We start from the raw sequence: 3,504 nt of genomic DNA, 5'->3' as shown, positions 1-3,504 counted from the left end.
TGACTTCGTTTCTCAGGAATTGAGAGCGGCGGAAGACCCGGAATTTGAAACCTTCTACACTAAAAATATTCTGCTTAACGAAGGTCTGAGAGCTTGGATGGCTCCCCAAGACCAACCCCACGAAAACTTTATCTTCCCTGAGGAGGTTCTCCCGCGTGGTAACGCTCTCTAATATCCCTACCGCTACCGGTCGTGACCAAAGTTCCACCGGCTTCGCTTGGTGGTCTGGTAACGCTCGTCTTATCAACCTCTCCGGTAAACTGCTCGGCGCTCACGTCGCCCACGCCGGTTTAATCGTTTTCTGGGCCGGGGCAATGACCCTGTTTGAAACCGCCCACTTTATCCCCGAAAAACCGATGTACGAACAGGGTTTAATCCTGCTCCCCCACTTAGCTACCCTCGGTTTTGGGGTCGGTCCGGGTGGTGAAGTAGTCGATACCTTCCCCTACTTCGTCGCTGGTGTTCTGCACTTAATTTCTTCGGCTGTACTCGGTTTTGGTGGTATCTACCACGCTATCCGCGGACCGGAAACCCTAGAGGAATACTCTAATTTCTTCGGTTACGACTGGAAAGACAAAAACCAAATGACCAACATCATCGGTTATCACCTAATTCTCTTGGGTTGTGGTGCGCTGTTGTTGGTATTTAAAGCCATGTTCTTTGGCGGTGTCTACGATACCTGGGCCCCCGGTGGCGGTGATGTCCGCATCATCACTAATCCTACCCTCAACCCCGCAGTTATCTTTGGTTATCTGACCAAAGCTCCTTTCGGTGGCGAAGGCTGGATTATCAGCGTCAACAACATGGAAGATATCATCGGCGGTCACATCTGGATTGGCTTAATCTGTATCGCTGGCGGTATCTGGCACATTCTCACCAAACCTTTTGCTTGGGCGCGCCGCGCTTTCATCTGGTCTGGAGAAGCCTATCTGTCCTACAGCTTGGGCGCTCTTTCCATGATGGGCTTTATCGCCGCCGTTTACGTTTGGTTTAACAACACCGCCTATCCCAGTGAATTCTACGGTCCGACCGGTATGGAAGCTTCCCAAGCTCAAGCTTTCACCTTCTTGGTGCGTGACCAACGCTTAGGTGCTAACGTCGCTTCTGCCCAAGGCCCCACCGGTCTAGGTAAGTACCTGATGCGCTCTCCCACTGGCGAAATCATCTTCGGTGGTGAAACCATGCGTTTCTGGGATTTCCGCGGTCCCTGGTTAGAACCCCTCCGTGGTCCTAACGGTTTAGACCTCGACAAAATCAGAAATGACGTACAACCCTGGCAAGTCCGCCGCGCGGCTGAATACATGACCCACGCTCCTTTAGGTTCCTTGAACTCTGTAGGTGGCGTTATCACTGACGTTAACTCGTTTAACTATGTGTCTCCTCGCGCTTGGTTGGCCACCTCTCACTTCACCCTCGCCTTCTTCTTCCTGATTGGACACCTCTGGCACGCTGGACGCGCTCGCGCCGCCGCCGCCGGTTTCGAGAAAGGAATTGACCGCGAGACTGAACCCGCATTGGCAATGCCTGACCTCGACTAATTTCCCTTAGTTCGATGGCAGCGGCTCCCGTCTAGTTGACGGGAGCCTTTTTGTTGTTAATATCAGACGCCGCTAAAATACTCTCTAAAGCCGATAATAATCGTTGATTTTCTGCCGGTAAACGGACAGCGACCCGAAAATAATTGCTGCCCAATTCGGGGAAACTGAGACAATCGCGGATGAAAATTCGATGATATTTTAATAAAGCTTCCTGTAGGGGTAAACAGGAAGATTGAGATTGTACTAAGAGGAAGTTAGCGGCACTGGTTTGGGGCTGTAATTGCGGAAAATTAGCTAATCCCTGCCATAAATCCTGGCGGGCCGCCGTTAACCAGTCCCAAGTTTGTTGTTGAAAATCCCTATCTTCAATTGCCGCAATAGCGGCAACCACAGCTAAATTATTCACTGACCAAGGATCTCGCCATCTTTGCCATTGTAACAGGCGATCGGGATGGGCGAGGACGTATCCTAGACGTAAACCGGGGAGACTGTAAAATTTAGTTAGGGAACGCAAAATCACGAGATTGGGATATTCCGGCAACAGAGATATTAAACTCTCCTGTTGTTGCGGGGGTAAAAAATCCATAAAAGCTTCATCCACTACCACCAAACCAAATTGCGATAGATAGGGACGAATGGCCGCCACCGTCCAGAGTTTCCCCGTGGGATTGTGGGGATTATTGAGTAATAAGCCTTGTTTTTCGGGATTAACCGGCTTTAAAGTGGTTAAATCTAGGGAATGTTTGCAGATGTTTCCACCAAAACTTTTTAAAGCCCGTTCGTAATCGTTAAAAGCGGGTGTTAGTACATAAACACTATCAAATGATGCTAATTCCCGACCGGCCCAGGTTAATAACTCGGCCGCACCATTGCCGGGGAGAATCCAATCCGGCCCGATATCATGCCATTGGGCGAGGGCAGAACGCAACTGCCAATACTCGGGGTCAGGATAACGAGTCAGACTGGTTAAATGGCTTTTAATAGCGGTTAGGGTGCTTTCCGGCGGACCGAGGGGGTTGATACTGGCAGAAAAATCGAGAATAGAGGAAACCGGACAGCCGGCAATGGCGGCCGCCCAGTCAAGATTACCACCATGTTTAGGTCTAGGCAAAAGACTTACAGCGATCCAAGCTTAACAGTAATTATTCCTTATCTGGGGCCACTCTGTCTTTAAACAGTTTACCCGCCGAGAAAGCCGGGACGCGAGTGGCCGGAATCTCCATCTTATCGCCGGTTTTTGGGTTGCGTCCTTCCCTGGCCTGACGTTCCCGGGCCTCGAAGGAACCGAATCCTACTAGGGTTACTTTGTCCCCCTCAGAAACCGCTTCGATAATGGTTTCGATGGCGGCAGTGAGAACAGCATCTGCTTGTTTTTTGGTGACAGAGGCTTTGAGAGCGATTTGATCGATTAATTCACCTTTATTCATGCGCTAACTCCTTGTTTTGCGGTTTTTCTGAGTTTAGGGTGGTTGTCAGTAGTTTATGGTTCTCCTGTTGAGGACTCGCCAGGATCGAGATCACTAAATAATCCCTCAAATCCCCATTGGCTATATATTCCACTGCATTATTCTAAGCGGGAATTGTCTCGATCGGAATCGCTGAAACCTTTAATTTATCTGGATTTCCCCCCGATTCCCCGCCAAGGCGAGAGACAAAAGGGAATAAGCGAGAGATTAACAGCGATATAAGCTAATAAAAAGAGATTAGCCAGCTAAATTGCCGATAAATATTCTCTAAAAGCCATAGGCATCCTAACTTCCCAAAAATCGTTCATCGGTTCTCTCAAAGATTTTTGACTAATTTTCCCCCTAGAAACGTTAAAAAACTGGACTTCCCCCATACATAAATACTAAAAAATTAACAAAACCCTTACTGCAGGTCGGTTCTAAGAAAAAATTGAAAAGAGACTACTGGGTACATTTTTCACTTGCAAATGGCTGTACCGTTGACTGTATCTGGAGTAGAG

4 protein-coding genes are annotated in these 3,504 nt (G+C 48.8%); 2 read left to right on the top strand and 2 right to left on the bottom strand.

Annotated elements, in window-relative coordinates; all coding sequences use genetic code 11:
- Both IM500_RS09405 and psbC read left to right on the top strand, forming a co-directional pair.
- On the top strand, nucleotides 1-172 hold a 172-nt coding region (locus tag IM500_RS09405), incomplete at its 5' end, for a photosystem II protein D2 (RefSeq protein ID WP_271931852.1).
- Entirely contained in the window at nucleotides 156-1,538 is a 1,383-nt protein-coding gene (gene psbC / locus IM500_RS09400; RefSeq protein WP_002739004.1) for a photosystem II reaction center protein CP43, read from the top strand. The genes IM500_RS09405 and psbC, both read left to right, overlap by 17 nt.
- 31 nt (nucleotides 1,539-1,569) lie before the next feature.
- Here the strand turns inward: psbC and cobD are convergent, their stop codons facing one another.
- Both cobD and hbs read right to left on the bottom strand, forming a co-directional pair.
- Complete coding sequence (cobD, locus tag IM500_RS09395; protein ID WP_287738184.1) at nucleotides 1,570-2,649, bottom strand: threonine-phosphate decarboxylase CobD; 1,080 nt, start codon at nucleotides 2,647-2,649, stop codon at nucleotides 1,570-1,572.
- A 31-nt stretch (nucleotides 2,650-2,680) separates the two neighbouring features.
- Nucleotides 2,681-2,965 (bottom strand): non-specific DNA-binding protein Hbs, encoded by a 285-nt coding sequence (gene hbs, locus IM500_RS09390; protein ID WP_002759570.1) that lies wholly within the window; start codon nucleotides 2,963-2,965, stop codon nucleotides 2,681-2,683.
- Nucleotides 2,966-3,504 lie beyond the last annotated feature (539 nt).

Origin of the sequence: Microcystis sp. M179S2 (assembly GCF_020245805.1) — a bacterium.
Lineage (GTDB): Bacteria > Cyanobacteriota > Cyanobacteriia > Cyanobacteriales > Microcystaceae > Microcystis > Microcystis aeruginosa.
The sequence above is the reverse complement of the archived record's forward strand: the minus strand, read 5'-3'. Positions and strand labels throughout refer to the sequence as shown.

Bases quoted from the DNA above. Each gene is read 5' to 3' on its own strand.
- hbs (WP_002759570.1), bottom strand. From the start codon at position 2,965: ATGAATAAAGGTGAATTAATCGATCAAATCGCTCTCAAAGCCTCTGTC.